The organism is Hylemonella sp. W303a (assembly GCF_046452315.1).
Taxonomy (GTDB): domain Bacteria; phylum Pseudomonadota; class Gammaproteobacteria; order Burkholderiales; family Burkholderiaceae_C; genus Hylemonella.
Window position 1 is genome coordinate 510821 of record NZ_JBKFDG010000001.1, and the last position, 23480, is coordinate 534300.

Consider the following 23480-nt stretch of genomic DNA (forward strand, 5'->3'; position numbering starts at 1 on the left):
GCTGCTCTTCGTGCCGAAGTCAGTCACCCCAGGGCCACAGCATCCGCAGCATCCGCGGGCGCCAGGTCAGCGTGAACGCAACCAGCAAGGCCCCGGCGGTGAGCGCCATGACCCAGACCAGCGACGCGATCGTTGCATGGTCGGACAGATTGCACAGGACGAGCGAGAGCAGCAAGGCAGTGCCTCCCGTCACGCGCAGCAGGGTGCGTGCGCGCGTCGTCGGCCTGCCGTCGCCGTGTACCTGCTGCCAGTGCGCGTCCATCGCCAGCGCCAGCCATGCGAAGCCGGTGGTGCTGAGCAGCAACGCACCGGCGAGCAGGAGTTCGTCAGACATTCACCGCCTCCTGAACGAGCGCGCGTGGTGGAGGCTGATCCGTGCCCATCGCCTTCTGGCCCGCCTCTCGCTGCCGCAGCTTGCGTGCCGCGAGGAGGGCCAGCCCGGCGGTGACGAGCAGCGACAGATCCACTCCGGCGACCGGCCAGTAGCCGGTAGCGAGGGTGCGCAGGAGATGATCGCCGGTCGTGATCCAGTTGAGCAGCACGGCCGCGACCGCCAGGGCCGCCACGGCCCAGCACTGTCCACGCCATGCCGGGTTGATCTTGCCGAGCGCGACCGGCGCGCTGCGCACGAAGGCGTGCAGCATGGCCAGCGCCCAGCCGGTCCAGAACACATAGATCTGCAGACTGTCGCGCGGCGGCCAGCCTGCGGGCAGCGCTTCGGGCAAGAGGCGGTTGGCGATCAGGATGGACAGCGTGGCGAGCAGCATGCCGGTGACGGTGGTGACGGCCAGCGCATCGACCGCGCGGCTGCCTTGGCCGCCCACCTTGGCGTGCTGCTTCTTGCGCTTCTCGACAAAGAAGATGAAGCCGGTGGCGATGCAGGCCGCGCCCATCAGGCCACCCAGCACATAGAACCAGCGCAGCAGCCAGTGGCGGAAGTGCTGCAAATGCAGTCCGACGAGGAAGTCGGCGACCCCGCCCACGGCGGTCTGCGGCGGATCTTCGCGCAGCACTTCGCCCGTGCTGGCCTTGAAGTGGATGCCTTCGCTCACGCTTGCGATGCGGTCGGTGCCAGCGCGTAAGATACTCACATAACCATTGGCATCGCCGACATGCATGAGGCGCAGCGAGCCGACCTCGCCGGCCATGCCCTTTGCCGTCCAGCGCCGCTGCGCTTCGGTCACCATCGCGTCCACCGAGGCCAGCGGCGCGGCCACGCCTGCGCGGCCATGCGGCAATCCGGTTTCCTGCTCCTCAATCTTCTCGTGCAGTTCGTGCAGCGGTTCGAGCTGGGTTTCGGTGACGGGGAAATAGGTGTCCGCGGAGATCAGCAAGCCCGTCAAGGCAAAGAAGAAGTGGAAGGGAAGCGCCAGCGCGCCGGTCATGTTGTGCAGGTCGAGCACGCTGCGCTGGGTGTTCTTCCGGGGCCGGAAGGTGAAGAATTCTCGGAAGAACTTGCGATGCATGACCACGCCCGAGATCAGCGCCACCAACATCACCAGCCCGGCGAAGCCGACGATCCAGACGCCCAGGTCCCTCCCATTGGCGGTGATGCTCTGGTTGAGGGTCAGGTTGTAGTGAAGCGGAAAGAAGAACTGGCTGCCGATCTTCAACTGGTCGTCGGCCAACACCTTGCCGTTGCGCGGGTCGATCGTGCGGTAGCCGACCACGTCGTCTGGCACCCGGGCATTGGGCGTTTTCCACCGGGCAGACAGATTGAGCACCGGGTCGCGATGGGTGGTGTACGCCTCCCAGGATTTGGGACTGTCCCAATGCGTGGGCAAGGGTCCGTCGACCAGCGTGCGGGCTTGATCGAGGCTCTCCTGGTTGGGCTGCATGCTCTCGAAAGCAGGGCGCAGCACCTTGTCGAACGAGGGCATGGGTTGGGGCGCGAAGCGCGAGGCGGGAATCGCCCAGCGGTCGATCTCGCGGTCGAAAACCGACAGCGCCCCGAAGAAGAAGCACGCCATGAGCACGAAACCCAGCACAAGTCCGAACCAGGTGTGCACCCAGGTTGCGGCATGGCGGAAGCTCTGGAACATGTCTCTCCCTCTCAGGTCAGCGTGGACTGGATCACCGAGGCGGCAACGGCCATCAGCGCGCCGCCGCCCACCAGCACCGCGCCCACCCGCCACAGGCTGCGGGCCGCGAAGGCCCACAGGAACGCCACCGGATAGAGTAGCAACGCCAGGATCAAGCCCAGCATTTCCCCGTCATGGAATTCTGCGCCCAGCGGAAACGCCGCCGCCGCGCACAGGGCGATCACGCCCCAGCAAAAGGCGTAGCCGCCCAGCAGGGCGGCGGCGAAGCGCGACAGCATCGACAGGGGGAGAGGCAGTCTTGCAGGCATTGAGGTTCTCCAGAAAGAGCCGCGTCGTCACCATGCCGACGCTGCATGACCGCTTCCCGAAGCAGGCTGTTTTCAGAACTTGTAGTTCAACGTCGCATACATGTTGCGCGGGGCGCCGTACTCGTGCTGGTCCGGTGCGGTACGGTAAGTCTTGTCGAACACGTTGTTCAGGTTCGCCGTCAGCATCAACTGCTTGGTGAAGACGTAGCGCGCCATCACGTTGATCACGACGTAGCTCTCCTGGGTGTAGAGGTCCCGCAAGGATGCGTCTACCCCATCGGTCGTGATGGCGCTTTGGTAGAACAGGCCGCCACCGACGGTGAGCTGGTTCAGGCTCGCAGGCGTCACGGTGGTGAACAGCTTGGCCTGGCGTTCGGGCTGGTCGACGTTCAAACGCTCGCCATCACGGTTCTCCGTGCGCACGCGTGTGTAGCCACCTTGAATGCGCCAGCCCGCGATGGGCTCGCCCGCCACTTCCATTTCCCAGCCGCGGCCCTTGGTTAAATCCTCGGCGCGATAGGCGTCGTCTCCGGTGGGCGTCTGGTTGGTGCCGTCCTGCACAGCCAGGTTGTCTTTCTTCACCTGGAAAACTGCGACGCTGGCGTTCAGGCGCCCGCCGAACCACTCACCCTTTACGCCCGTCTCGAGGTTGGTACCTTCTTCTGGGTCGAGCACATCGCCGTTCACGTCACGATTGGATTGCGGATTGAACATGGTGGTGTAGCTGGCGTAGACCGAAAGATTCGACGTAAGGTCATACACCAGGCCCAGATACGGCGTCAGCACCCCCTTTTCCTTGCGGTCGGAGGTCACGTCGCCATCTTCGTCGAGGTCGCGCGAACGCCAGTTGCTCACGCGCACGCCTGGCAGCACCGACAACTGATCGGTGGCGCGCAGCCGGGTGGCGGCGTAGAAGCCGTACTGATCCGTTTTGGTGTGTCCGCCGAACTCATACAGAGCGTCCCAGTCCGGCTCGGGGATATCCCGGTTCCAGGTGTAGACGTTCGCGGTGGCGTTGCCCCAGTCCATGTACCAGTCCGGGTTCTTCTCTTCCGACCAGGTGCCATTGAAGCCTGCAACCAGTTCATGCTTGCGACCGAACAGGTCGTAGGTGCCATCCAGTTTGACGCCCAGCGAGTCCACCACGTTGTTCAAGCGGTAGCCGCGCAGGTGCAGAGGAGCGTCGCCGTTCGCGTCGGGCTGTTCGGTGACGCCAAAACGTTGCTCTGTCTTGATCTGATTGCGGTTGTAGGCCGCCTTGATCCGCAAGTCGTCGGTGAAGCTGTGTTCCACCGCCGCCGTCAGGCCGGTGCGGCGGTCTTCGAAACCACTCCACTTGGCCAAGGCGTTGTCATGGCGGTCAAAGGGCAGGCGGTTGCCGTCTGAATCCGCCAGGGCGTGGCCGGTCGTCGGCCCGGCGCCGCCCCAACCGTTGTCGCCGCTGAGTTCCACCGCCAGCGTTGCCAGGGTGCGGTCTGAAAGATCGGCTTCCAGCACGCCATAGCCCACATAGTTGTCGTAGCGATATCCCTCTTGCCAGCCGGCGCCGCTTTCATAGGCAAGCACTACGCGGCCACGCAAGGTGCCCGCCTCGTTCAGCGCCCCGCCCGCGTCGCCCACGGTACGCCGTTGCTGCCAGGATCCGAGCGACTGCGATACCGATGCCTGGAATTCGGGCGTGGGCCGTTTGCGCGTGAGGGCAATGGCGGCAGAGGGGTCGCCCGCGCCGGTCAGCAGGCCCGTGGCCCCGCGCACGATGGTCACCGAGTCGTACACGTCCGTGTTCAGCGAGCCCAGACCCTGGATCGTCCAACCGGTCACTGCCGATGGCGGAATGGGCAGGCCGTCCAATATGAGGCTCTGCACGGTGTAGCCGCGTGCATAGATGGGGGCATAACCGCCCACGGACGACCCCATGGGGCGGTACTCGATGCCCGGTGCCTGCGCGATGGCGTCGCCCAGTGTGCTGATGCCCGCCTCGTCCATGCGCGCACGGGTGATCACGGTGACCGACTGCGGCGTCTCGCGCAGCGACAGGTTCAGGCCCGTGGCTGCCGTGGTGTTGCCGGTGGTAAAGCTGCCCGTCCTTTCGGTGGGGCCATCCTTGGCGGCAGCCACCGTCACCCGCACCTCCGGCAGGGTCGCGCCGGACTGCGGTGTCACGCGCAAGGTATACGTCCCGTTCTCTCGCGCCACGATTTCCAGCCCGCTGCCGGTCAGCAGCAACTGGAGCGCTTCGCGCGCGGGGTAGTTGCCGCTCAGGGCCGGGCTGCTGCGGCCTTCGGTCAGGGTCGGCTCGAAGGACAGCGCGATGCCGGCGCGCACCGCGAAGGCGGAAAGATTGCGGCCCAGCGGGCCGGCGGGGATGTCATAGCTCTGGACGGGCACGGTGTCCAGCGCGCGGGTCTGGGCCGTGGCGGGCGCTACGGCAGCGACCAGGGAGACGGCCAGCAGCGCGCTGCGGATGGCGAGGGTGAGCCGGCGTTCGGCCGGGCGTGAGTGACGGGGCATGGCAAGGTCCTTCGGTGATGGGTGGACCGGCGATGGCGGTCCTCATATCCCTTGCCAAGCGAGTGCGAAAAAAGTGTCAGCTCCCGGATTTGCCCGCCGCTGCCGCCTTGGTCTTAGGCTGGGGCGCATGCACCGTGAGCCACAGGCCCCTCGCCCGCGGCGTGGCCTGGACCGGATAGGTGTCCACCAGCATCTGGAGCACACGGTCGGTGTCGGCTACCGGGAAGGCGCCGGAGACGCGCAACGCCGCTACCTCGGGCTCGCACACGATCAGGCCGTGCCGGTAGCGCGACAGTTCGTCCAGGAATTCGTCCAGCCGCTGGTTGTCGGCCATCAGCAGGCCGTGGGTCCAGGCGGCGCGCGCCGGGTCGATGCGCTGCACCTCACCGAAGCTGTCGGCCGCAATGTCCATCTGCCAGCCGGCCGGCACGTCCTGCGTGTCGGTGCGCGATGAGGGCGCCACGCGCACCCTGCCTTCCAGCACGGTGAGCCGGGTCCGTGTTTCGTCATGCCGCACGACGAAGCGCGTGCCCAGCGCCTGCAGTGTGGCTTGCGCGGTCTGCACGCGCAGCGGACGGGCGGGCGTCAGCGGATCGGGCGCGCTGTCCACCAGCACCTCACCGGCGCGAAGCACGATGAGGCGCTGCGTGGCGTCGAAGCGCACGTCGATGGCGCTGACAGTGTTGAGCGTGACGTGGCTGCCGTCGACCAGCTGGACGGGGCGCTGCTCGCCACGGGCACTGCGCAGGTCGGCCGTCCAGCCTTGCCCGTCGGCGGTGCGCCAGGCCAGCCAGGCGGCGGATGGCGCGGCCAGCAGCAGGCCCAGGCCGGACAGGACGCTGCGTCGGCGCAGGCGCTGCGGGCGCTGCAGAACTGGTTGGGCCAGTTGCGGCGGCAACTCGTCGAGCCGCGCGCGCAGCCGCTCGGCGCGTGCCCAGGCCCGCGCATGTTCCGGACTGCGCGCGAGCCACTGTGCAAAGGCCTCGGCGTCCACCGCGGTCGGGTCACCGGACTGCTGGCGCATCAGCCAGTCGGCGGCTTCGTCCAGGATGAGTGGGTCGAGGGCGGCGGCGTTCATGTTGTGGACACCGTTTCGTCGTCCATCAAGGCCAGGCAGCCGACGAAGGCACGCTTCATGTGGCGCTTGACGGTGGCGAGCGAGACGCCGAGCCGCGCGGCGATCTCGTCATACCCCAGGCCGTCGAGTTGCGACAGCAGAAAGGCCTGGCGCGCCTGCGGGGGCAGGCCGTCCAGCATCGCGTCCACCTCGTGCAGTGTCTGCAGCACGGACAGGCGGTGCTCCGGCGAGGGCGCCAGTGCCTCGGGCAGTGCGGCCAGGGCGTCCAGATACGCGCGCTCCAGCGCCTGGCGGCGCAGCCAGTTGACCATGAGGCCGTGGGCCACGTTGCTGAGGTAGGCGCGCGGTTCCACGATGGCGGCGAAGTCGCGCCCGGCCAGGATGCGCAGCCAGGCGTCGTGCGCCAGGTCCTCGGCGCTGTTGCGGCAGCCCAGGCGCCGACGCAGCCAGCCGAGCAGCCAGCCGTGGTGCGCTTCGTAGAGCGTGGTCAGCGCGAGCGGCGCGGTGACGGTGGTGTGGGGGTTCGAGCTCATGATGGCGCGCGCAGTGCGGCTGCTTACACGTCTCGCGGCAAAGATGGGGCCAAGGGCACGCTGCGCTCCTGTCGAGGGGCAAATCGTTGCCCAGTCGGAATTAAATGAGAATTGCTCTCATTTTAGCTTTGTGTTTCCGCCCGGACAAGATTCGTGAAGAAGTTTGGTGCAGACACCACAGCCGGTCCGCCAGGGCAAGCCGCTGGTGGCCCTGGGACCAGCTCAGGGAGAAGAGAGGCTCAGGACGGCCAGAGCAGGCGCGCGGCGACGAAAGCGGGGTCAGCGCCGTCGTCGTGTTGCTCTAGGTGGCGGGCGGGTTGCCCCAGGCGCCTTGATGCGGTGTCAGCGGCGGTCGCGGCGCCGGCCGTATACGATCAGCGCGCTCCACACCAGGCCGGCCGCCAGACTGGTGTGGCCGCTGTAGCTGACCAGCCCCAGTCCCCAGCCCTGCGCCGTCACCAGGCTTGCCAGGGCGATGAACATGGCAATCCAGCCGGCCAGGCGCAAGAGCAAGGTCGAGCGGCGGCTGAGCGGGCCGCCGAACAGGTCGGCCTGCTGCCGTTCGGTGGTCAGGGCCAGCGCCGCAAAGGCCAGCAGGCACAGGACGAGAGCCACGGCGTGGATCATGCCGCCGCCTCGATCTGGCGGGCTGCACCGCGTGCCTTGCGCTGCGCCGGCACGTGGCGCGCCGTGCGGATCGCCAGCCATGCATGCAATGTGGCCAGCAACCACAGTGTCAGTTCGAAGCCGATGTAGGCCGCATCCCCCTGCGTCAGGCTGTGCCATAGCGGGCGCTCGGTGGTCAACGCGCTCAGCACCGGTAGCAGCGCCAATAGCACCGCGGCAAGCCAGAATTGCTCGATCCAGGCCCGCTTGGCGGGCCGGACAACGGCATGCAATACGGCCAATGCCCACGCCGCGAAGAACACATCGACCTCCCAGTTGGCACGCTGCGCCAGGCCCTGCGGCAACAGCCGGTTGGCCCACAGGAACACCGTCATGGCGATGGACAGGCCTGCGATGCTGGCGATGTTCAGGCGCTCGACCAGCACAAAGCCAAAATGCGGCCGAGCCGGGTCAACCAGCTTCTGGCGCCGCTTGACGGTCCACATCACGAGGCCCGTGCCCACCATGGCTGTGCCCGCCAGGCTGACGATGAAATACAGCCAGCGCGTGGGCCAGTCGCCGAAGCGGCCCAGGTGCAGCGCATACAGCACGCCGCGCGTCTCGGCCGCAGGGCCGACACTATCCTTCACCTCCAGCAGCTTGCCGCTGGCGCCGTCGAACAGCAGGTACTGCGGACTCATGTTCGGGCGAGCTTCCTCGCCGCGCAGCACCGTCACGCGCGCGGCGCTGTCACCCGGATTCGTGATGGTCACGCGACTGACGTTGTACTGGCCCCAACGCTCCTGCCCCTGACGCACCATGGCGTCCACCGGCGCCAGTGGCACCTTCTGGCCCGTGGGCTTGTCCGGCTGGATGAAGGCGTTGAGCTGCGCCGACATCTGCTGGCGCTCGGCCGGCGTCTTGAACGCAGCCTGCTCGCCCCACGGCATGTACAGCGCCATCAGGGTCACCAGACCGGTGTAGGTGATCATCGCGTGGAACGGCAGCCCGAACACCGACAGCGCGTTGTGCGCATCGAGCCAGGAACGTTGTCCCTTGCCCCAGCGGAAGGTGAAGAAGTCGGTGAAGATCTTCTTGTGCGTGATCACGCCGCTGATGATCGCCACGAGCATGAACATCGCGCAAAAGCCCGCCAGCCAGCGACCCCACAGCGCGGGCATGTAGTGGAACTGGAAGTGGAAGCGATAGAAGAAGTCGCCACCGGTGGTGTCGCGGGCGCTGACCGACTGGCCGTTGCTTGGGTCGAACTTGCCCTGGTCGAAGCCGCGCCGTCCCTCGGCGTTGGGCTTGCGCCAGAACGCATCAACCACCGCGTTGCGCACGTCGGGCAGACGCAAGCCGATCTGCGACGTGCCGGGCGCCTGGCGCAGCACTTCCTCGGTGACACGCTGGGCGGCCAGCGCTGGATCCGGAACCTGCGTCTGGTGAACCAGTTCCGGCCGCATCCACTGCGAGATCTCTTCCTTGAAGTAGCTCACCGTGCCGGTGAGGAACATCGCATACAGGAACCATCCAACCAGCAGACCGGCCCAGGTGTGTAGGTCCGCCATGGTCTGGCGCAGGCCGAGGGCCTTGGGTTCGATGGAATCAGTCATCGTGCGGCTCCCGCCGGCCAGACGGTCCAGGCTGCGATCAGCAAGGGGGTAGCGATCACGAGCAAGCCGCCCCAGGCGCGCCAGGCGCTGCGCGCGGCAAATACCCAGATCACGGCGAGGGCGTAAACCAGAAAACTGGCCAGCAGGCCCGTGAGCACGGCCTGCACCTTGTCCATGGGCAGGGCGAGCGTCGCCACGCTGGCGAGCGCCGCCAGCGCGTAGCCACCGAAGATGGCGGCCCCGATGCGCGAGAGCAGCGGACCCGCCCGCCAGACCCGCAGCAGCAGTGTCTTCACTTGGACGGCGCCGCCGCCGGGCCGGCTGGCACGGCAGGCAGCCCGTCGGCCTTTACGAACGTCAGGCTGGTCACGTAGCTGATGCCGTCGAACTTCTCGGCCTCATGGGCACCAACGCGTTCACCGGCAACTCGGTCATCGTGGCTGACTTCGGCCACGTAGGTGCCTTGCCACGGCATGTCGAACTGCACCAGGCCCTGGGCGTCAGCGTGGCCTTCCTTGGCCCAGCCGGACTGGACCACGAGGCTGATCTTGGCCTTGGGCAGGGGCTGCCCCTTGAACAACACCTTGAATTCGCCCGGGTTGCCGGTGGGCACCAGGTCGAGCGTCAGGCGCGCTTGCTGCGCCTTGAAGTCGGTAATGTAGCGTGCGGCGGGGCGGTACCAGTTGGTGATCTGGCGCTCGCCCTGTTTCCATGTGTAGAGCGGGTAGCTGGCGTCTTCCGCGACGATCGTTTCTCCTGAAACAGCCTGGAAAGGCAGGTTAAAGCCGGTGGCGGTCTTCGCTGCATCGGCCTGCCTCTCACCGCGCGAAGAAACCAGCGTGGCCCGCAGCTTACCGAACTTGTCGAGCAGGCCCGGCGAGGCTTCGCGCAGGTTCTCACTGTATTCGCCGAAGCGGATCACGGCATTGCCGCCAGCAGGCTGCTCGATCCAGATCTGGTGAGCCTGGGCCGCCGCCGATGCGGCAAAGGCGAAAGCGGCCAGTGCGTTGCGGTTTACTTGCATATCAATACTCCGATGCAGGCGGGATCAACCGCTTCGCTTAGAAATCCACCTGGGCGGACAGCATCAGGGTGCGCGGCGCGCCGACGGTAACGTAGCCCGAAGCGGTCACCCAGTAAGCCTCGTCGGTCACGTTCTCGAGATTGGCGCGCAGCACCACCGGCTTGTCAGCCACGGTGGTTTTGTAGCGGGCGCCGAGGTCCAGGCGCGTCCAGGACGGCATGCGCAGCGTGTTGGCGGCGTCGTACCACATGGATGAGGTGTGGATGACTCGGCCGTTTAGGCTCAGGCCCTGCACCCACGGCGTATCCCAGTCGAGACCGGCGTTGAACGTGCGGTCCGGCACGCCCGTTGCGTCCTTGCCCTGGTTGACGCCACCAGCCGTCTTGGTCATCTTGGCGTCATTGAAGGCGGCGCTGGCCATCAGGCGCAGGCCGCGCGTGACTTCGCCGTAGGCCGTCAGCTCCAGGCCGCGGTTGCGCTGTTCGCCGTCGAAGCTGTAGATGTTGGTCACCGGATCGGTCATGCTGTTGGGACGCTCGATCTGGTAGATGGAGGCCTGCGTCATCAGGCGGCCCCAGTCGTACTTTGCGCCCAGTTCGATCTGGTTGGATTTCTGCGGAGCGAAGACCTCACCTGCGTTGGCCCTGGCCGGCGCAGCGATGCCTCCCGCCTGCAGGCCGGCGGTGTAGTTGCCGTACACCGAGGTGTTCTTGTTCGGCTTGACCACCACGCCGACCAGCGGCGTGACGGCGCTTTCGTCATAGGGCGTGGAGCCGTTGACGCTCTTCTGATTGATCCTTTGGTTGCGCGCGCCCAGCGACACCAGAAGGCTGTCATCCACGAATGACAGCGTATCGACCAGCGCCAGGCTGGACAGCTCCGACTCGGCGCTCTTGGTCGGCGTGCCCCGCGCGAAATTGATGGTCGGCAGCGGCGCGGGATCGTAGAGGTTGGAGGCCACGCCTGGTGCGTCCGTGAGCTGGTAGAAGTAGCCGGTTTCGCGCTGCAGCTTGCTTGCCGCGAGCACCGCCGTGTGGCCGATGCTGCCGGTCTTGAAGCGCGTGCGCACGCCGGTGTCGGCGGACAGGGTCTTGTTGTACTCGTCGTAGTAGCCGTTGCGCACCGTGAAGTCACCGGCGCTGTTCACGCGACTCGATGCGGTCGGGAAGTTCTGTTCGCTGGTGTTGTCGGTGTAACCGATGCCGCCGTACACAGTGGTGTCCGGGGTGATGTCGAATTCCAGACGGGTGATCGCCATCTTGCTCTGGTCTTCCATGTCGGCGCCAGGGTAGTAGCTCTTGCGGGCGTCCGGCACTTTCGGCACCTGCGTGATGCCGGCCAGGAAGGCCGTCTGGGGACGGAATTCCTGGGTCTCGTTGTTCACGTAGAGCAGGTCGGCCGACCAGCGCAGGCGGGCACCGGCGTAGTCCACGCCCAGCGAACCCAGGCCCACGCGCTGGTTGCCGCCATCCACGTTGCCTTCGCCGTCGCGCAGCAGGCCGTTGACACGCACGCCCCATTCGTTGTCCTCGCCGAAGCGACGGCCCACGTCCATGTGGGTGCCGAACTGGGCCTTGCCCATGTAGGTAGCGGTCAGGCGCGTCAGGGGGACGTCGGTTCCGCGCTTGGTCACCACGTTGATGCCTCCGCCGATGCTGCCGCTGGGGCCCACGCCGCTGAGGAACGACCCCGGACCTTTGAGCACTTCGACGCGCTCGACCATTTCCAGCGGCATACGGGTGTTGGGCGACAGGCCGTACAAGCCGTTGACACCGACGTCGCGGGCGTTGATCGGGAAACCGCGGACCTGGTAGTCCTCGCCATAGCCGCCGCGTGCCTGCAGGGTGCGCACGGACGCGTCATTCATCACGACGTCCGACACGGTCAGACCTTGCTGGTTCGCGATCAGCTCCGAAGTGTAGTTGGTGGTGCTGAACGGAACGTCCATCAGATCCTGGATGCCCAGCACGCCCAAGTTGCCGCCACGCGCCAGTTGGCCACCCGAATAGGTCCCCTTCAGGCCGCCAATGCCATCGGCCTGGCCGATCACGCTGACCTTAGCCAGGGTAACCGCCACAGTCGCCCGTCGCACCTGATACCCGCCGCCGGTCTGCGCTACTGCCTCCAGTCCCGTGCCGTCCAGCAGCAGCGACAGCCCCGTCGCCACCGAATGGCTACCCGACAGCCCCTTCGTGCTCAGTCCCTCCAGCAGCGCCGGGTCGTAGGCGAGGTTCACGCCCGCGGTGCGCGCAAAGCGGTTGAGCGCCGCAACCATCGGGCCGGCCGGCACGTCGAAGTTCTTGACGGCGTCACCCGCTGGCGGCGCGTTGGCGGGCGCAGACTGGGCGAGCGCGGGCAGTGGCAGTGCCACGGCGCCAATGGCCAGAGCGCCGTGCAGCGCCAGCGCCAGCACGGTGGGCCGGGCAAAGACGGTGGAGGATGAAGCATCAGCGCTGCGGCGCAGCGGTCGCGCTGTTTTCTGGCGGGTGAGGGGCATATCGGATTCTCGAAAAGGGGTTGATGAAGTGCTTTCTTCTGGAAAGCCGCTTGAGAATCGAAATCCCCTCACTTTTCGCGAAAAAAATTCTGGGGCGGGCCGCAGACGCGGTCGCCGCCCCGCTTCAACCCCCTGGTTCCGGCCCCACCGACACCCAGAACCGCGTGCGGTAGGTGATGCTGACGGGCTGGGTCTGCAGCAGGAACTGCAGGGCCTGGTCGGTGTTGCGCACGTGGAAGAGGCCCGAGACCCGCAAGTCGGCTACGCGCTCGTCGCAGTGGATGCGGCCGTTGCGGTAGCGGTTGAGTTCGGCCAGCAGGTCGGCCAGGCGGATGTTGCGGCCTTCCAAAACCCCGTCGGCCCAGGCGCCGGGCACGAGGCCGAGCAGGTCGGCGGTGGTCACCCCGTCGTCGGTCAGCCAGGCGCTTTCGCCGGGGTGGATGACGCGGCTGGCCGCGTCGTTGACGGGGTGCGCCTCGACCGCGCCCTCCTGCACGGTGATGCGGGCGCGCCTGTCTTCCAGTCGTACCGTGAAGCGCGTGCCGAGTGCCTGCAGGCGGCCGAAGGGGGTGCAGACCCAGAACGGGCGCTTCTCGCCGAGGCGCGTGGCCGCGTCGGCGTCGGCGCCGGTGGTGACCAGCGCTTCGCCGCGGCGCAGCACGATCAGGCGGCGGTCGCCAGCCAGGTCGGTGCTGACGGCGCTGTCGGTGTTGAGCACGACGACGCTGCCGTCGGCCAGGCGCAGCGTCTTCTGTTCGCCGACGGCCGTGCTGGCGTCGGCCAGCAGGCGCTGCCAGGGAGTGTGCTCGCGCATCAGCCAACTGGAGGCCAGCGCCAGGCCGGCAACCGAGAGCAGCTTCAAGCCCCGGCGCCGGTTCTGTCGCCCTTGCTCGTGCCTGGCCTGGGCGGCATCGAGCGTGGAGCGCAGCAGATGCGCGGGCATGGTGGTGAACGGCGTCCTGAGTGAACGCACCCGTTGCCACGCGAGGGCATGGAGGTTGCTTTGCGCAAGCCAATGCTCGAAGGCGCTGCGGACTTCAGGGGTAGGAGCGCTGTAGTCGAACTTCACCGCCCAGATGATGGCGGCGTCAATGACGGACTTGGGAAGGTCAATGCCCTGGTCCGGGACCTGGCCTTGGATCGGCCCGCCGCCTTCGGTACCGTGCAAGGCGGAGCTGGAGACGGCGCCTTCGTTCACTGAACGACCCTCCGCGCCGAGCGTTCCGCGATTCGCGCTTGAGAGCGGCCCGGCGTGCTCATGCTTCGAAGTGCAGGGCGTAGCAAGCCCGCAGCGCCTTGGCGATGTAGCGCTCCACCGTGGCAAGCGAAACGCCGAGCCGGGTGGCGATCTGGGGGCAAGTCAGGCCATCCAGCTGCGCCAGCAGGAAGGCCGAGCGCACCGGGGGCTTGAGGGTATCGAGTACCCGGTCAATCTCGATCAGCGCCTCGAGCAAGACGAGCCGGGTTTCGGGTGACGGCGCCTGTGGCTCGGGCAGGGCAGCCAGGGTCTCCAGCCAGGCCAGTTCCAGTTCGCGCCGCCGCCAGTGTTCGACAACGAGGCCATGTGCGATGGTGGCGAGAAAAGCGCGAGGCTCGCGGGCCTGAGCAGGTTCACGCCGCAGCAGCAGCCGCATGAAGACGTCTTGCGCCAGATCAGCCGCGTCAAAAGTGTCGCCACCCAGCTTGCGCCGCAACCAGCCCTGCAGCCAAGGATGGTGTTCGCTGTAAAGCGCATGGACTTCTTGCTGCAGAGGTGGGGCCAATGACACGCTGCTCTCCTGCGGAGGGCCCAACCTTGGCCCAGTCAGAATCAAATGAGAATTGATCTCATTTTAGTGTGGGATTTGGGTTTGGACAAAAGAAGCCGGTAAACGGAGCTTGCGCGGCATCGATGGCCTTGTGGTTTGTGGTGCCAAGGCGACATCGCAGGGGATGCAAAAGAAAAGGACTTCGGACAAGCGGGCGAGTCCGGGAATACCGGTTGTGCCTCAACATGGCGGGCCATGAAAAAACGGCCCGGAATTCCGGGCCGTTTTTTGAAGGGGTGCGTTCAGCCTGTCGTTGGCTGATCGTCAGTGGCTGATGCGCCCGAAGTTCGTGCGCAGCGGGTCAACACCGCCGCCGCCCTGGCCCTTGCCGCCTTGACCCCCGCGGTTGCCGCCGCCGCCGCCACGGCGGCGATTGCCTTGGCTCAGGGAGTCGGTGCGGGTGCGCAGCGGATCAGGCTGACCGCCGCTACCACCATACCCACCACCATTGCCGCCGCCTTGTCCGCGGCCACCGCCGCCGGCCCGGCGTTGTTCGTTATTGCGGTTGCCGCCCTGGCCACCACCTTGGGGTCTGCCCTGGCGTTGGCCTTGACCTTCAGGACGGTCTTGACGGTTCTGGCTCTGACGACCTTGGCCGTTGCCACGGTGGCCACCGCCACCTCCATTGCCGCTCGCCCCGCGTTCGCCTTGGCCGGCCTTGTTCTCGCGGATGCGTTGCACCATTTCCTGACGCGCGGCCTTGGCGGCGGCGGCCATCACTTCGCGGCTCGGCGGTTTGCCCAGGCCGCCCCACAGCGTCTGGCGGCCCATCGCGATGGGTTCGGCGCGCTCGTCGGCGTCAGGTGCGAATTCGACGGGCGTTTCAACCACCGCGATCTGCTGCTTGGTGAAGCGTTCGATCTCGGCCATGAAGCCCTGTTCATCCAGGCAGACCAGGTTGACCGCTTGGCCTTCGCGGCCCGCGCGGCCCGTGCGGCCGATGCGGTGCACGTAGTCTTCGGGGATGTTGGGGATTTCGTAGTTCACGACGTGCGGCAGCTCGTCGATGTCGATGCCGCGCGCGGCGATGTCGGTCGCCACCAAGGCGCGGATCTCGCCGCTCTTGAAGCCCGCCAGCGCCTGGGTGCGGGCACCCTGGCTCTTGTTGCCGTGCAGGGCCATGGCGGTGACGCCATTCTTGTTCAGGTACTCGGCCACATGGTTGGCGCCGAACTTGGTGCGCGTGAACACCAGCACCTGGCTCCACTCATGCGTGTTGATGATGTGCGCGAGCAGGGCCTTTTTCTTGCTGCGGCCCACGGTGTGCACGCTTTGCGTGATGCGCTGGACCGTGGTGTTGCGCGGCGTGACTTGCACGCTCTGCGGGTTCTTGAGCAGGCCCTCGGCCAGGGCGCGGATCTCGTCACTGAAGGTGGCGGAAAACAGCAGGCTTTGCTTTTCCTTCGGTAAAAGGGCCAGCACCTTCTTCACGTCATGGATGAAGCCCATGTCCAGCATGCGGTCGGCTTCGTCGAGCACCAGCATCTGCACCTGAGACAGGTCCATGAAGCCTTGTTGTTGCAGGTCCAACAGACGGCCGGGGGTCGCGACCAGGATGTCCACGCCCTTCTTGACACGGTCGATCTGCGGGTTCATGCCCACGCCGCCGAAGATCACGGTGGACGACAGCTGCAGGTACTTGCCGTAGTTGCGCACGGACTCTTCGACCTGCGCGGCCAGTTCCCGCGTGGGCGTGAGCACCAGGGCGCGAATACCATTGCCGCCCCATTTGTTCTGCGCGCTGCGGCGCATGCTCAGGTTGTGCAGCAGGGGCAGGGTGAAAGCCGCGGTTTTGCCGGTGCCCGTCTGGGCGCCGCCCAGCAGATCGTTGCCCTGCAGGATCAGCGGGATGGCCTGTTCCTGGATCGCGGTGGGCGTTTCATAACCTTGCTCACGGACAGCCTTCAGGATGGCCGGGGCCAGTTTCAGTTCTTCAAAGTTCATTGGGATGATCGCGCCCGGTCCGGGGCGCAGGGATATCGGCCTGTACAGCGGCCGGAGGAATAGTCCGGACACCGATCAGTCAAAGGCAGACATGGGTTCACAAGAGCGGGCGGGTCAGCCAGATTGGTGACAGCCCCCAGCGGATTGCTGGTGTCGCGGCCAACTGAAGAGCGCGACGGGGCGTATTGTCGCATGTTTCCTGGCGCCGCAGCCGCGAGCGTGGCCAGACAGCCTGTGCTCAGCCGTGCAACGAGGACAAGAACTGCTTGAGTTCAGGCGTCTGCGGATCGCCGAAGATCCGCGCGGGCGGGCCGGACTCGTGCACGCGGCCTTGGTGCATGAAGATCACCCGGTCGCTGACCTTGCGGGCAAAGTTCATCTCGTGCGTGACCATGAGCAGCGTCATGCCCTCTTGGGCCAAGGACTCGACCACGCGCAGCACCTCGCCCACGAGTTCGGGGTCCAGCGCCGAAGTGATTTCGTCGCAGAGCAGCACGGCCGGTTCCATGGCCAGGGCTCGGGCGATGGCCACGCGCTGTTGTTGGCCGCCGGAGAGCTGGTCCGGCATGGCGTCGAATTTCTCGGCCAGGCCCACGCGCGCGAGCAGGGCGCGCGCCTGATCCGCGGCTTCGGTCTTGTTGCGCTGCTTGACCAGCGTGGGCGCGAGCATGATGTTGCGGCCCACTGTGAGGTGCGGAAACAGATTGAAGCTCTGGAAGATCATGCCGACGCGTTGACGCAGCGCGCGCATGGCCATGGCGCTGTCGTGCAGCAGTTGCTTGCCGTCGACGATCAGCGAGCCCTCCTGAAACTCTTCCAGGCCGTTGACGCAACGCAGCAGCGTGCTTTTGCCCGAGCCACTCTTGCCGATGATGGCGATGACCTCGCCGCGGCCCACGTCAAGGTCGATGCCTTTGAGGACCTCGTTGGTTCCGTAGCTTTTGCGCAGCGCGGTGATCCTGACGATGGGATCCGCGTGAACGGCGGGGGGCTCAGCGGCGGTTTGCATGGAGCTTTCTTTCGAGGGTTTGGGCGTAGAGGCTGATGGGCCAGCAGAGTGCAAAGTACAGCAGGGCCACGCAGGCGAACACAGTGAAGGGCTGGTAGGTGACGTTGGAAATCATGTTGCCCGCGCGCGTGAGTTCAACGAAGCCGATGACGGACGCCAGCGCCGTGCCCTTGACCACCTGCACGAGGAATCCCACCGTGGGCGGAACCGCGATGCGCAGCGCTTGAGGGAGGATGACGTGGCGCAGCTGCTCGCCGAAATTCAGCGCGAGGCTCTGCGCGGCTTCCCATTGGCCACGGGGAATGGCGGCCACGCAGCCGCGCCAGATCTCTGTCAGGTAGGCGCTGGTGTATAGCGTGAGGGCCAGGCCAGCCGCCGTCCAGGGCGAGGTTTGCAAGCCCAGCAGCGCGAAACCAAAATAGGTCAGGAAGAGCTGCATCAGCAGCGGCGTGCCCTGAAAGATTTGCACGTAGAGAGCGACGGCGCGATCCATGCCGCGCAAACGTGTCAGGCGCAGCACCAGCAACAGCCCTCCCACCAGACCGCCGCCGATGAAAGCGATCAACGAAAGCACCACCGTCCAGCGCGCCGCCAACAGAAGATTGCGCAGGATGTCCCAGAGGCTGAATTCAGGCATGGTGTTTCCTTGAGATCAGCGTCCAAAAATGAAGCGCGGCCCCACCCAGTGGAGGAGGCGGCGCAGGGCGATGGCCAGCAGCAGGTAGACCGCCGTGACCACGATGTAGGACTCAAAGGTCCGAAAGCTCGCCGCCGAGATGACGTTCGCGGCATAGCTCAGTTCTTCGGTGGAGATCTGTCCGCACACGGCGGAGCCCAGCATCACGATGATGATCTGACTCACCAACGCGGGCCACACCCGTTGGAGCGCGGGCGGCAGCACCACGCGCGTGTAGACCTGCCAGCGGTTGAGCGCCAAGCTCAGCGCGGCCTCGATCTGTCCGCGCGGCGTGGCCTGCACGCCGGCGCGGATGATCTCGGCGGAGTAAGCACCGAGGTTGAGCACCATCGCGAGGATGGAAGCCACTTCCGGTGAAAGCCGCAGCCCCACCGAGGGCAGGCCAAAGAAGATGAAGAAGAGCTGGACGATGAAGGGCGTGTTGCGGATCAGCTCCACGTAGGTGCCTGTGACCGCGCGCAGCCACAGCAGGCTGCGAGAGCTCGTTGTTCGGGCCCAGGCGCAGGCGACGCCGACCACCAGGCCCAAGGCCATGGCTATCGCCGTCAGCCCCAGCGTCCAGGCCACGCCCCGCAACAGGAAGGGCCACTGCGCGAGCAGCAAGCTGAAATCGAGGGTGGTGACCATGGTGCGGTGAGGGGGGTGTGCCTGGGGGAAAAGATTTCGTAGGCCTTACTCGGACAGCGGCAAATCGCCCGCCGGGCGGCCCAACCACTGCTGAGCCAGCTTGTCGATGGTGCCGTCCTTGCGTGCTGCCAGCAGGATCTCGTTCACCTTGGCGCGCAGGGCGTCTTGCCCCTTGGCGACGCCGATGAAGTTGGGGCTGTCCTTGATCAGCAACTTGAATTCGGCGCCGAGCTGCGGGTTCTTCTGCATCATCAAGGTGGCGTTGGAAACGCTGGTGGCGATGACCTGCGTCTGACCCGCGACGAAGGCAGCCGTGCTGGCGGCTTGGTCTTCATAGCGCTTGAACACCATGCTGGCCGGACCGGCCTTCACCAACTCTTGCTCCTCCATCGCACCCTTGGCGACGGCGATGGTCTTGCCGCCCAGGTCCGCGAAGTTCTTGATGGCCAGACCCTTGGGCGCGTAGACCGCCTGGAAGAAGGGCGAGTAAGCGTGCGTGAAGTCGATCACCTTCATGCGATCGGGGTTCTTGCCCAGGGTGGAGATCACCAGCTGCACTTGACCGGTTTGCAGGTAAGGGATGCGGTTGGCGCTGGTCACGGGCACGAGTTCCACCGCCACGCCCAACTTGTTGGCGATCAGCTTGGCGACTTCAATGTCCAGACCCTGGGGTTGCAGGTCCAGGCCCACGAATCCATATGGCGGGTAGTCGGTGGGCACGGCAATCTTGATCTTCTTGGTTTGCATGACCTGGCTCAGCGCGTCTTGCGCTTGGGCCGGGGTGCACAGCAAGGCCAGGGTGGTCGCTGCTGCGCCAAGGATGGCATGGAGGAAGGGGCGTCGGTTCATCACGGGACTCCTGTGTGTGGGCTAAGGGGGTGTGTATTTGGGGGGCGGAATTCATGCCGTTGCGTGGATGGCGCAAGGGCGGGGGTTCAGTGGGGCAGTGGGGCTGGGGGTCAGTGGTCCTTGGGCTGGGGTTGCCAGAAATCGCGGTGGAGGGCGGCGATTTCGTCTTCCATGTCGGACACGGGGCCAATGACCTGGATGCGTTTTTGACCTGCGGCGAAGACGGTACGGCAGGGCAGATCCATGGTCGGGTTTTCGTCGTGGCTGCCGGTGAGCGCGAGCAATCGGCGTTCACTCAAGCCATAAACGAGTTGGCCTATGCCAGCCCAGTACTGCGTGCCCGCGCACATGGCGCAAGGTTCCACCGTGGTGACCAGCGTGCATTGGCCCAAGTATTCGGGTTTGTAGTTCAACGCAGCCGTGCGGGCCAGCACGGACTCCGCGTGGTTCACCGTGTCCACATTGCCCTGTTCGGCCAAAACCGTCTCGCCATCGGGTGCCACGAGGATGGCGCCAAACGGATGTCGGCCCAACTCGTCGCGCGCGCGCCGTGCCACGTCGTTGGCGCGCTTGAGGTGGCGGATCACTTGTTCGGGGCTCACGCGTCTTCTTTCACTGGTTCTGGGAGCCGCGATGCGCCCAGGCCGTCGTGTGCTTCTCGATGAAGCTGAACAGCTCGTACATCAGCATGGCCATCACGCCCACGACCAGCAGGCCCGAAAAAGCCAGGCCCATCTTCATGGCCGAGCCGGCGGAGATCAGCAGGTATCCGATGCCCTCGTTGGCCGCGGTCATTTCTGACACCGTCGTGCCGACGAAGGCCAGGGTGATGGCGACCTTGAGCGAGCCAAAGAAGTAGGGCAGGCTGCGCGGCAGGCCGACTTTGATCAGCACGTCCCAGCGGCGCGCGCCCAGCACGCGCAGCACATCTTCCAGCTCCGGTTCCAGCGTGGCCAAGCCGGTGGCGATGTTGACCATGATGGGGAAGAAGCTGATCAGGAAGGCTGTGAGGATGGCCGGGCCGATGCCGATGCCGAACCACACCACCAACACCGGCACGAAGGCGGCTTTGGGCAGGGCGTTGAAGGCCGTCATCAGCGGGTAAACGGCGGCATAGGCCAGGCGCGAGCTGCCGATCAAAAAGCCCAGCAGCACCCCCACAGCGATGGCGATGCCAAAGCCAGCCATGGTGACCCAGAAGGTGCGCCAGGCGTGGGCCGCGATGGTGGCCTTGTGCTCCAGTGTTTGTTCCCAGATGCGCAAGGGGCTGGGGAAGATGAATTCGGAAACGTTCAGACCCGAGCAGATGATCTGCCAAAGGATGACGATGAAGGCCAGCAGCAGCAGCGGGGCCCAGCGTTCGACGGCTTTGCGGTGGTTCATGGTTCCGGTTCCCGCTTATTGATTGATCACCGTGCCGGTCTTGCGCATGGCGCCGATGTGCCCGCGCAGCTCGTGAACGATGTTGGTGAACTCGGGTGTGTAGGTCACTTCCAGTTCACGTGGACGAGGAAGATCGATGTCGCGCTGAACGACAAAGCGGCCCGGACCCTTGCTCATCACGTACACCGTGTCGGCCAGGAACACGCTTTCACGCAGATCGTGCGTCACCAGGATCACATTGAACTTCTGGGCCGCGTGCAGGTCGCGCAATGTGCACCAGAGCTCCTCGCGGGTGAACGCGTCGAGCGCGCCGAAGGGCTCGTCCAGCAACAGCATCTTGGGTTCGTGGATCAGCGCCCGGCAGATGCTGGCGCGCTGCTGCATGCCCCCGGACAGCTCCCACGGGAACTTCTTTTCATAGCCGGCCAGCCCCACGGTGGCCAGCAAGCCGCGGGCACGCTCTTCATACTGCTTGCGGTTCTTCTTGAGCAGAGACCGATGCGGCTCCACGATTTCCAGTGGCAGCAGCACATTGTCCAGCGTGGTGCGCCAGGGCAGCAGCGAGGGTGCCTGGAAGGCCATGCCCGAAATCTTGAGCGGCCCCGTCACGGGCTGTCCATCGACGCGGATGCGGCCCATGCTGGGCATCTTCAAGCCGGTGGTCAGCTTCATGAAGGTGGACTTGCCGCAGCCCGAGGGGCCGACGATGGCGATGAACTCACCTTGGCGGACCTTCAGATTGATCGCTTCCACGGCGAACTGGTTCTGCGCCAGCAACTCGTCGTTGTAGGCGAGCCAGACATCGCTGAACTCGACGAAAGGCGCTGCGTTGGGGGAAACTTCGTTGGGCATGACGGGTGCGCTGCTTGAAAAAACGGCCAGCAGTCTGGGGAACTGGCTGGCCGCAAGATCAGAAGAGAAAACCAGTGTTCTTTACTTCTTGGGCAGGATGTCCAGATCGGCCTTGGCGGGCAGGAAGGCACCGTTCCAGACCACCTTGGCATCGACCGGCGTCTTGGTCTTGAAGGCGTCGGACACCTGGGTGGCCATCATCGCGAGGCGCTTGGCATCGACTTGACCAAAGCCTTCCTTGTAGGTGTCGGGCGTGGCGATGGTGGAGTCGATCGCCATCTTCAGGCGGCGGGTCTCCAGGGCCACGTCAATGATGCCGTCGCGCTCCTTGATGTAGGCCACGGACGCAGCGGGGTCGGCGATGACTTCCTTGGCACCTTTGGCAAAAGCCTTGAGGAAAGCCTTCACGGCTTCGGGCTTCTCTTGCAGGAACTTGGGCGAAACGATGATGGCGTTGGCGTAGAGCTTCACGCCGTATTCCGGGTAGGGCAGGATGACCACGTCCTCGGCCTTCACGCCACGTGCCTCGAGGTTGAGCAGCGAGGTGAAGGAAAAGCCCGTGATGGCATCCACGTCGCCACGCGCCAGCATGGTCTCGCGCAGCGGCGGGTCCATGGCCGTCCACGTCACGCCCGTGATTTTGTTCGCGGCTTCGAAAATCGGGAAGGCTTTGCGGCCGGCGTCGAACACAGGCGCACCCAGCTTCTTGCCAGACAGGTCGGCCGGCTTGCTGATGCCCGACTTCTTGAGGGCCAGCACGGAGGCGGGCGTGCTGTTGTAGACCATCATCACGGCCACCGGCTTGTTGGGCGCGTCCGGATTGTTGGCATGGAACTCCATCAGCGAAGCCATGTCGGCGAAGCCCATGTCGTAGGCGCCCGAGGCCACGCGGGTGACCGTGCCGCCCGAACCGTTACCAGCGTCCACCGTGACGTCCAGGCCGGCGGCCTTGAAGTGGCCTTTGGCCACCGGCTGCAGGAACAGGGCCGAGGGACCTTCAAAACGCCAGTCGAGCTGGAATTTGACCGGGGTCTGGGCCTGGGCCAACCCGAAAGTCAGTGTGGCGGCCAGGACGGCGGAGGCTTGCAGGAAGGAACGCTTGCGCATGATGAGGGAGCTCCTGGTTGAGGAATGGCGCGGTGGACTGCGCGGGAGTGATGGCGCCGGGTCGAACGGCAACAGGTTTCAGCAAGGTGAATCAGCAAAAACGATGCCAGTTCAAAGCCGGATCGAAAACCTCATTGAAAACACCGATGTATACAAAGTCAAGCGCATCGGGGTGTCCGGCATGGCGGGGATTCCCGGATGCGAACGGTCGAGGCCCATGGATTGTTCGCGCCCTGAAGTGGTGCGCGTCTTGCGGTCGGTGCCTGTCTGCGGTGCGTGGCTGACCCATCACCCATCTGCCGCCCTTGCCTGCGTCGTTATGATGCCGCCCGATGTTATCTGACCTGTTCCGCTCCTGGAGCAACCATCTCGCCGCCTCCCCTCTCCGGTGGCTGCTGCGCATCACAAGCCTGCTGCTGCTTGCGCTGTGTGGCCTGCACGTCGGCTACACGCTGCGAGCGCAAGGGCTCAATCCAGTTCCTGAATCCGCGGCGGACGTCGCGCGCTGGCCCATCGTGCCGATCGAGGTGCTGCATGTGCTGGAGGGCCCTGACGCCAAGATCGCCTGGTTGGCGAACGCCCAGCCCGCTCTGAACGTGCGATTGGCCGACGACACTCAGCAAAGCATGGAGTTTCCGGTTCCGTTGACCTGGCCAGGGCGGCGCAGCACCGTGCTGGATGACGCGGCCTTGCGGAAGTTGCCCGGCTGCATGGGCTATGTGCGAGGGCAGTTTTTGCAGGGGCTAGGTACAGCGCCGCGCTTCCGCATTTGGGAACTGCATTGTGGACCGGTGCACCACGCCTATGAAGATTTCAAGGCAGCCTACGATGCTGCTCGCTCCGAGGGGCCGGCACCGGCGCGCTGGCAGTGGGGTGTATTGGCCATGCTGCTGCTCGTCGGCGTGCTGGCGTGGGTGCCTTGGCACTCCCGCAGACCACCTTCCGCAAACGTTTGAGCGGCATGTGCGCCGGCCGCGATGGCCCGCGAA

General features: G+C 65.6%; 24 protein-coding genes. 2 read left to right on the forward strand and 22 right to left on the reverse strand.

The genetic code is table 11. The features are described from left to right. Positions 1 to 19: 19 nt before the first annotated feature. From ACLBKS_RS02340 to ACLBKS_RS02445, 22 genes are all read right to left on the reverse strand, one after another. Positions 20 to 334: a DUF3325 domain-containing protein gene (locus ACLBKS_RS02340; RefSeq protein WP_410191180.1), complete on the reverse strand. Its 315-nt coding sequence runs from the start codon at positions 332 to 334 to the stop codon at positions 20 to 22. Then, entirely contained in the window at positions 327 to 2042 is a 1716-nt protein-coding gene (locus ACLBKS_RS02345; RefSeq protein WP_410191181.1) for a PepSY-associated TM helix domain-containing protein, read from the reverse strand. The genes ACLBKS_RS02340 and ACLBKS_RS02345 overlap by 8 nt, the downstream gene beginning before the upstream one ends. Positions 2043 to 2053: 11 nt before the next feature. Continuing rightward, on the reverse strand, positions 2054 to 2350 hold the full coding sequence (locus tag ACLBKS_RS02350; RefSeq protein WP_410191182.1) for an iron uptake protein: 297 nt from the start codon (positions 2348 to 2350) through the stop codon (positions 2054 to 2056). A gap of 72 nt (positions 2351 to 2422) precedes the next feature. Then, on the reverse strand, positions 2423 to 4861 hold the full coding sequence (locus ACLBKS_RS02355) for a TonB-dependent siderophore receptor (RefSeq protein WP_410191183.1): 2439 nt from the start codon (positions 4859 to 4861) through the stop codon (positions 2423 to 2425). Between the two features lie 76 nt (positions 4862 to 4937). Continuing rightward, entirely contained in the window at positions 4938 to 5939 is a 1002-nt protein-coding gene (locus tag ACLBKS_RS02360; protein WP_410191184.1) for a FecR domain-containing protein, read from the reverse strand. Beyond that, the gene (locus tag ACLBKS_RS02365) at positions 5936 to 6472 is read right to left on the reverse strand and encodes a sigma-70 family RNA polymerase sigma factor (RefSeq protein WP_410191185.1); all 537 of its coding nucleotides are present in this window, start codon (positions 6470 to 6472) and stop codon (positions 5936 to 5938) included. The genes ACLBKS_RS02360 and ACLBKS_RS02365 overlap by 4 nt, the downstream gene beginning before the upstream one ends. A 342-nt stretch (positions 6473 to 6814) precedes the next feature. Then, complete coding sequence (locus ACLBKS_RS02370; RefSeq protein ID WP_410191186.1) at positions 6815 to 7099, reverse strand: DUF3325 family protein; 285 nt, start codon at positions 7097 to 7099, stop codon at positions 6815 to 6817. Further along, positions 7096 to 8694, reverse strand: a complete 1599-nt coding sequence (locus tag ACLBKS_RS02375; protein WP_410191187.1) for a PepSY-associated TM helix domain-containing protein — start codon at positions 8692 to 8694, stop codon at positions 7096 to 7098. Before ACLBKS_RS02375 ends, ACLBKS_RS02370 begins: the two co-directional genes overlap by 4 nt. Next, entirely contained in the window at positions 8691 to 8990 is a 300-nt protein-coding gene (locus tag ACLBKS_RS02380; protein ID WP_410191188.1) for a DUF3649 domain-containing protein, read from the reverse strand. Before ACLBKS_RS02380 ends, ACLBKS_RS02375 begins: the two co-directional genes overlap by 4 nt. After that, entirely contained in the window at positions 8987 to 9718 is a 732-nt protein-coding gene (locus tag ACLBKS_RS02385; protein WP_410191189.1) for a DUF4198 domain-containing protein, read from the reverse strand. The genes ACLBKS_RS02380 and ACLBKS_RS02385 overlap by 4 nt, the downstream gene beginning before the upstream one ends. 37 nt (positions 9719 to 9755) lie before the next feature. After that, complete coding sequence (locus tag ACLBKS_RS02390) at positions 9756 to 12215, reverse strand: TonB-dependent siderophore receptor (protein WP_410191190.1); 2460 nt, start codon at positions 12213 to 12215, stop codon at positions 9756 to 9758. 124 nt (positions 12216 to 12339) lie between these two features. Beyond that, positions 12340 to 13413: a FecR domain-containing protein gene (locus tag ACLBKS_RS02395; RefSeq protein WP_410191191.1), complete on the reverse strand. Its 1074-nt coding sequence runs from the start codon at positions 13411 to 13413 to the stop codon at positions 12340 to 12342. Positions 13414 to 13471: 58 nt separating this feature from the next. Then, positions 13472 to 13984, reverse strand: coding sequence for a sigma-70 family RNA polymerase sigma factor (locus ACLBKS_RS02400; RefSeq protein WP_410191192.1), 513 nt, complete (start codon positions 13982 to 13984; stop codon positions 13472 to 13474). Positions 13985 to 14287: 303 nt separating this feature from the next. Beyond that, positions 14288 to 15967 carry a DEAD/DEAH box helicase gene (locus ACLBKS_RS02405; protein WP_410191193.1) on the reverse strand — a complete coding sequence of 560 codons (1680 nt, stop codon included), beginning with the start codon at positions 15965 to 15967 and terminating at the stop codon, positions 14288 to 14290. Positions 15968 to 16205: 238 nt separating this feature from the next. Next, entirely contained in the window at positions 16206 to 16976 is a 771-nt protein-coding gene (locus ACLBKS_RS02410) for an amino acid ABC transporter ATP-binding protein (protein WP_410191194.1), read from the reverse strand. After that, the gene (locus ACLBKS_RS02415; protein WP_410191195.1) at positions 16960 to 17613 is read right to left on the reverse strand and encodes an amino acid ABC transporter permease; all 654 of its coding nucleotides are present in this window, start codon (positions 17611 to 17613) and stop codon (positions 16960 to 16962) included. The genes ACLBKS_RS02410 and ACLBKS_RS02415 overlap by 17 nt, the downstream gene beginning before the upstream one ends. Positions 17614 to 17628: 15 nt before the next feature. Beyond that, the gene (locus tag ACLBKS_RS02420; RefSeq protein WP_410191196.1) at positions 17629 to 18300 is read right to left on the reverse strand and encodes an amino acid ABC transporter permease; all 672 of its coding nucleotides are present in this window, start codon (positions 18298 to 18300) and stop codon (positions 17629 to 17631) included. 45 nt (positions 18301 to 18345) lie between these two features. Beyond that, a complete protein-coding gene (locus ACLBKS_RS02425; protein WP_410191197.1) occupies positions 18346 to 19149 on the reverse strand; it encodes a transporter substrate-binding domain-containing protein in 804 nt (267 codons plus the stop codon). Positions 19150 to 19259: 110 nt separating this feature from the next. Then, on the reverse strand, positions 19260 to 19751 hold the full coding sequence (locus tag ACLBKS_RS02430) for a nucleoside deaminase (RefSeq protein WP_410191198.1): 492 nt from the start codon (positions 19749 to 19751) through the stop codon (positions 19260 to 19262). A gap of 10 nt (positions 19752 to 19761) precedes the next feature. After that, on the reverse strand, positions 19762 to 20532 hold the full coding sequence (locus ACLBKS_RS02435; RefSeq protein ID WP_410191199.1) for an ABC transporter permease: 771 nt from the start codon (positions 20530 to 20532) through the stop codon (positions 19762 to 19764). 15 nt (positions 20533 to 20547) lie between these two features. Further along, complete coding sequence (locus ACLBKS_RS02440; protein ID WP_410191200.1) at positions 20548 to 21384, reverse strand: ABC transporter ATP-binding protein; 837 nt, start codon at positions 21382 to 21384, stop codon at positions 20548 to 20550. A gap of 81 nt (positions 21385 to 21465) precedes the next feature. Further along, on the reverse strand, positions 21466 to 22491 hold the full coding sequence (locus ACLBKS_RS02445) for an ABC transporter substrate-binding protein (protein WP_410191201.1): 1026 nt from the start codon (positions 22489 to 22491) through the stop codon (positions 21466 to 21468). Here ACLBKS_RS02445 and ACLBKS_RS02450 point away from each other — a divergent pair. Continuing rightward, positions 22490 to 22834, forward strand: a complete 345-nt coding sequence (locus ACLBKS_RS02450; RefSeq protein WP_410191202.1) for a hypothetical protein — start codon at positions 22490 to 22492, stop codon at positions 22832 to 22834. The two genes, ACLBKS_RS02445 and ACLBKS_RS02450, sit on opposite strands and share 2 nt — an antisense overlap. After that, the gene (locus ACLBKS_RS02455) at positions 22824 to 23447 is read left to right on the forward strand and encodes a hypothetical protein (protein WP_410191203.1); all 624 of its coding nucleotides are present in this window, start codon (positions 22824 to 22826) and stop codon (positions 23445 to 23447) included. Before ACLBKS_RS02450 ends, ACLBKS_RS02455 begins: the two co-directional genes overlap by 11 nt. Positions 23448 to 23480 lie beyond the last annotated feature (33 nt).

Bases quoted from the DNA above. Each gene is read 5' to 3' on its own strand.
- ACLBKS_RS02455 (WP_410191203.1), top strand. From the start codon at position 22,824: ATGTTATCTGACCTGTTCCGCTCCTGGAGCAACCATCTCGCCGCCTCC.
- ACLBKS_RS02410 (WP_410191194.1), bottom strand. From the start codon at position 16,976: ATGCAAACCGCCGCTGAGCCCCCCGCCGTTCACGCGGATCCCATCGTC.
- ACLBKS_RS02375 (WP_410191187.1), bottom strand. From the start codon at position 8,694: ATGACTGATTCCATCGAACCCAAGGCCCTCGGCCTGCGCCAGACCATG.
- ACLBKS_RS02450 (WP_410191202.1), top strand. From the start codon at position 22,490: ATGATGAGGGAGCTCCTGGTTGAGGAATGGCGCGGTGGACTGCGCGGG.
- ACLBKS_RS02420 (WP_410191196.1), bottom strand. From the start codon at position 18,300: ATGGTCACCACCCTCGATTTCAGCTTGCTGCTCGCGCAGTGGCCCTTC.
- ACLBKS_RS02405 (WP_410191193.1), bottom strand. From the start codon at position 15,967: ATGAACTTTGAAGAACTGAAACTGGCCCCGGCCATCCTGAAGGCTGTC.
- ACLBKS_RS02340 (WP_410191180.1), bottom strand. From the start codon at position 334: ATGTCTGACGAACTCCTGCTCGCCGGTGCGTTGCTGCTCAGCACCACC.
- ACLBKS_RS02435 (WP_410191199.1), bottom strand. From the start codon at position 20,532: ATGAACCACCGCAAAGCCGTCGAACGCTGGGCCCCGCTGCTGCTGCTG.
- ACLBKS_RS02445 (WP_410191201.1), bottom strand. From the start codon at position 22,491: ATGCGCAAGCGTTCCTTCCTGCAAGCCTCCGCCGTCCTGGCCGCCACA.
- ACLBKS_RS02385 (WP_410191189.1), bottom strand. From the start codon at position 9,718: ATGCAAGTAAACCGCAACGCACTGGCCGCTTTCGCCTTTGCCGCATCG.
- ACLBKS_RS02355 (WP_410191183.1), bottom strand. From the start codon at position 4,861: ATGCCCCGTCACTCACGCCCGGCCGAACGCCGGCTCACCCTCGCCATC.
- ACLBKS_RS02345 (WP_410191181.1), bottom strand. From the start codon at position 2,042: ATGTTCCAGAGCTTCCGCCATGCCGCAACCTGGGTGCACACCTGGTTC.
- ACLBKS_RS02370 (WP_410191186.1), bottom strand. From the start codon at position 7,099: ATGATCCACGCCGTGGCTCTCGTCCTGTGCCTGCTGGCCTTTGCGGCG.
- ACLBKS_RS02360 (WP_410191184.1), bottom strand. From the start codon at position 5,939: ATGAACGCCGCCGCCCTCGACCCACTCATCCTGGACGAAGCCGCCGAC.
- ACLBKS_RS02425 (WP_410191197.1), bottom strand. From the start codon at position 19,149: ATGAACCGACGCCCCTTCCTCCATGCCATCCTTGGCGCAGCAGCGACC.
- ACLBKS_RS02390 (WP_410191190.1), bottom strand. From the start codon at position 12,215: ATGCCCCTCACCCGCCAGAAAACAGCGCGACCGCTGCGCCGCAGCGCT.
- ACLBKS_RS02365 (WP_410191185.1), bottom strand. From the start codon at position 6,472: ATGAGCTCGAACCCCCACACCACCGTCACCGCGCCGCTCGCGCTGACC.
- ACLBKS_RS02415 (WP_410191195.1), bottom strand. From the start codon at position 17,613: ATGCCTGAATTCAGCCTCTGGGACATCCTGCGCAATCTTCTGTTGGCG.
- ACLBKS_RS02440 (WP_410191200.1), bottom strand. From the start codon at position 21,384: ATGCCCAACGAAGTTTCCCCCAACGCAGCGCCTTTCGTCGAGTTCAGC.
- ACLBKS_RS02350 (WP_410191182.1), bottom strand. From the start codon at position 2,350: ATGCCTGCAAGACTGCCTCTCCCCCTGTCGATGCTGTCGCGCTTCGCC.